This window comes from Streptomyces sp. NPDC002536 (genome assembly GCF_053594995.1).
The window spans coordinates 1-3,760 of record NZ_JBSFWU010000220.1; the positions used below are offsets into that span (position 1 = coordinate 1).

The 3,760-nt window shown below is 69.9% G+C and carries 4 protein-coding genes; all 4 read right to left on the reverse strand.

All coding sequences use genetic code 11. The features are described 5' to 3' along the window. A partial coding sequence (locus tag ACWD4B_RS35425; RefSeq protein WP_451420081.1) for an S-adenosylmethionine synthetase N-terminal domain-containing protein occupies positions 1-680 on the reverse strand: 680 nt, incomplete at its 3' end. Next, complete coding sequence (locus ACWD4B_RS35430; protein WP_451424626.1) at positions 628-1,662, reverse strand: O-methyltransferase; 1,035 nt, start codon at positions 1,660-1,662, stop codon at positions 628-630. The genes ACWD4B_RS35425 and ACWD4B_RS35430, both read right to left, overlap by 53 nt. Positions 1,663-1,752: 90 nt before the next feature. Beyond that, positions 1,753-2,742, reverse strand: a complete 990-nt coding sequence (locus ACWD4B_RS35435) for a sugar-binding transcriptional regulator (RefSeq protein ID WP_336417370.1) — start codon at positions 2,740-2,742, stop codon at positions 1,753-1,755. Positions 2,743-2,913: 171 nt separating this feature from the next. Next, positions 2,914-3,600 carry a ribulose-phosphate 3-epimerase gene (gene rpe, locus ACWD4B_RS35440; protein ID WP_414169761.1) on the reverse strand — a complete coding sequence of 229 codons (687 nt, stop codon included), beginning with the start codon at positions 3,598-3,600 and terminating at the stop codon, positions 2,914-2,916. Between the last annotated feature and the right edge of the window lie 160 nt (positions 3,601-3,760).

Below are 3,760 nucleotides of genomic sequence, written 5' to 3' on the forward strand. Positions count from 1 at the left end.
ACCAGCTCCTTGAGAACGTGCTCCACCACGAACTCACGGACATCCGGCGCCAGAAGCGAATCCAGGTCGATGTCCGACGCGTGCTGCGAGGACACCACCACGGTGTCGAGACGGACGGCCTTCGCACCGTCGTACTCGATCGTCACCTGCGTCTTGCCATCCGGACGCAGGTAGGGAATCGTCCCGTTCTTGCGCACCTCGGTCAGGCGGCGCGAGAGGCGGTGCGCCAGGCTGATCGGCAGCGGCATCAGCTCCGGCGTCTCGTCACAGGCGTAGCCGAACATCAGGCCCTGATCGCCCGCACCCTGCTTGTCCAGCTCGTCCTCATCACCCTCGACACGCGACTCATACGCGGTGTCAACACCCTGGGCAATGTCCGGCGACTGCGAACCGATCGACACCGACACGCCACAGGAAGCGCCGTCGAAGCCCTTCTTGGACGAGTCGTAACCGATCTCAAGAATCTTGCCGCGCACCAGCTGCGCGATCGGCGCGTACGCCTTCGTCGTGACCTCACCGGCAACATGCACCAGACCGGTCGTGATCAACGTCTCGACAGCGACCCGGGACGTCGGGTCCTCCCGCAGGAGAGCGTCGAGAATGGTGTCGCTGATCTGGTCAGCGATCTTATCGGGGTGACCCTCGGTCACAGACTCCGAGGTGAACAGGCGGCGGGACACTCCGCGTCTCCTTGCGTGCAGTCGGTCGGCGTTTCCGGAGATCTTGCCGGGAAGACACTCGAGCATCGTTGGACTTCCGATAGATCCCCACCCCTTCGGATGTCGGGCAGACCGCACGGAGGTCGTAGCACTCGTCCACGTGCTCGTGGAACGCCGCGTACTGGGCCTCGTTCGCCACGATCCTCTCGGCGAAGTAGCGGTTGTCCGTGAGGTTTTCGAGGAGCATGTTGTGGGCGACGAGCAGGCAGCCCTCACGCAGTCCCGGGGTCGTGGCGCGCATGATCGGGGCGTAGACGGCCTTGTCGCGCAGCGCGGGGTCCTCGGCGTCCTTCGGCCCCTCCGCGTCGAGCACACACAGGTCGACGCCCTCGACGGTCCGGCCGTACGGGACGGCGTCCGCGGTCACGTACGCGGCATGCCCGGACAGCCCCAGCGCCGCGAAGTTCCGTCGCGCCAGGCGCATGCTGTCCGCGTCGACGTCGACGAGGGTCGCACGGCCCCCGGCCGCCATGATGCCGGGCATCGCCCACACCGCCCAATAGCCGTAGTAGGAACCGGGAAAGAGCGCATTGCGGGGTGCCAGGATGTGTGCCAGCGCGAAGAGCAGCCGCGCTTCCTCGGGAAAGATGTAGGTCGCGTACGCACCGTGCCGGAATCGGGCGGACAGCGTGGCCCGGAAAGCGGTGAACTCCCCGGCGGGATAGGCCGTCGAGCCGATGAAGCCGGCTTTCTTCAAGCCGTCGAGAATGCGGTTCGCACAAGCCTGTTCGTCGACCGGAAAGCGCGTCGATAGGTTGAACTGGTCCCTGTTCAGCCCGACTTCGGACGGGGTGACGGCGCCGGAGCCGGTCCAGCGGCAGTAGGCGTCCCTGCCGAGGGTGCCGCGACGGAAGGCGCGGTACTCGGCATACGGGGCGAGGGCGTTGTCGATGACGGCGTGCACCGGGCCGGTGGCCGCGGACGTGCCCTGAAGGAGGGTCATGTCCGCGGAGTATCCGGATTCACCGCGCACAAAAATCCCCATGACGGAACCGGGGAGGTTCCGCCATGGGGTCGGCGCTGCGCTTCCGGCCTACGAGCCGTCCGGGTCCGCCCGGTCCAGGGCCGGGCGCGGGCCCGGGCCCGTCTCGTGGAGCAGGTGGTCCGCTGCCGCGGTGTCGGTGACGAGGCTGGTGACCAGGCCGGAGCGGAGCACCGCGCCGATCGCCGCCGCCTTGCGCAGACCGCCCGCGATGGCCACGACCTCCGGGATGCGGCGCAGCCGGTCCGCCTCGACCGTGATGCAGCGCTCCCCCAGGTCACGGCCGATGCGGCGGCCCTCGGCGTCGAAGAGGTGCGCGGACATCTCGGCGGCGGCGCCCAACGAGGCGTAGTGCGCGCGCTCCTCCTCGGTGAGCATGTCGTAGACGGTCGAGATGCCCGGTGCCCACGAGCCGATGGACACCGCGGCGACGGTGACCTTGTCGAAGTAGTCGAAGGCCCGGGCGATGCCGGTCTGGCCGCGCAGCGCGGCGGCGGTGGCCGGGTCGGGCAGCAGCATCGGCGCGTAGATCGGGTGCGCCTCGCCGCCGGACACCTGGGCCGCCCGGCGCACGGCCTCGACCGAGCCGCGCTCGGCGGTGCCCGCGTCGTACACGCCGGTCAACTGGACGACCGTGCACGGCGGCAGCCGGTGCAGGGCCGCGGCCATGTGGATGGTGGAACGGCCCCAGGCCAGGCCGAGCACATCTCCCTCGTGCACCAGCTCGCCGAGCAGATCGGCAGCCACCTCGCCGAGGTTCTCGGGGTCGGGCGCATCGTCGGCCGCATCGGCCGGAGACTCGACGACGACCGCGTGCCGCAGGCCGTAGCGGGCGCGCAGCGCGTCCGAGCGCTCCGCGTCCAGCTCGGCCGGCACCCGGATCTCGATCCGCACCAGATCGCGTTCGAGCGCCGTCTCCAGCACCCGGGCCACCTTGAAGCGGCTGACGCCGAACTCCTCGGCAATCTGGATCTTCGATTTGCCCTCGAGGTAGAAGCGGCGGGCCATCGCCGCCGCCTGCACCAGCTCGGCGGGCCCCATGGGCGATGCTGAACGGCCCGTCGACACCGCGGTCTCCTCACTACTTTGCAGAGTTCTGCCAGGACTTGATGGACCCGAATGCCGGACCCGACGTCATCCTGTCAGAAACGACGGTCCTTGATCAGGCCCCGACCTCAGCGCTCAGCAATTCGGGCGAGCGCCGACTGCGGTTCAGTGCCCGCAGGCCCAGGGCGCGGCAGCGGTCGCCTTCTCCGCCTGTGCGCGCAGGCCGCGTACGGCCGCTGCGGGGTCCTCCATACCGTAGACGGCGGAGCCCGCGACGAAGACGTCCGCGCCCGCCTCGGCGCAGCGCTCGATGGTGGTGGCCGAGACCCCGCCGTCGACCTGCAGCCACAGCTCCAGACCGTGCCGCGAGATCAGCTCCCGGGTACGGCGGATCTTGGGCAGCATGATGTCCAGGAACGCCTGGCCGCCGAAGCCGGGCTCGACCGTCATGATCAGCAGCATGTCGAGCTCGGGCAGCAGGTCCTCGAACGGCTCGATCGGCGTCGCGGGCTTGAGCGCCATGGAGGCGCGCGCGCCCTGGTGCCGGATCTCCCGCGCCAGCCGGACCGGCGCGGCCGCCGCCTCGGCGTGGAACGTCACCGATCCCGCGCCCGCCTCGGCGTACTGCGGCGCCCAGCGGTCCGGGTCCTCGATCATGAGGTGACAGTCCAGCGGAATGTCCGTGGCCTTGCGCAGCGACTCGACGATCGGCACACCGAGCGTCAGGTTGGGGACGAAGTGATTGTCCATGACGTCGACGTGGAGCCAGTCGGCGCCCTTGACGGCCTGCGCCTCGTCGGCGAGGCGGGCGAAGTCCGCGGAGAGGATGCTGGGGTTGATCTGCACAGCCATGCCCCAAGCCTGCCATGACGCTGCGCTGTGCTGCGCCGCGGGGCGCCCCGTGAGGGGCGCGGGGAACTGCGCGACCAGCCGCGACGTGCTCGCAGTCGAGGCACCCGGGGCTTCGCCCCGGACCCCTGGGGTAGCGCGTCGGCTGCGGGCCGGTGGGGGC

Bases quoted from the DNA above. Each gene is read 5' to 3' on its own strand.
- ACWD4B_RS35430 (WP_451424626.1), bottom strand. From the start codon at position 1,662: ATGACCCTCCTTCAGGGCACGTCCGCGGCCACCGGCCCGGTGCACGCC.
- rpe (WP_414169761.1), bottom strand. From the start codon at position 3,600: ATGGCTGTGCAGATCAACCCCAGCATCCTCTCCGCGGACTTCGCCCGC.
- ACWD4B_RS35435 (WP_336417370.1), bottom strand. From the start codon at position 2,742: ATGGGGCCCGCCGAGCTGGTGCAGGCGGCGGCGATGGCCCGCCGCTTC.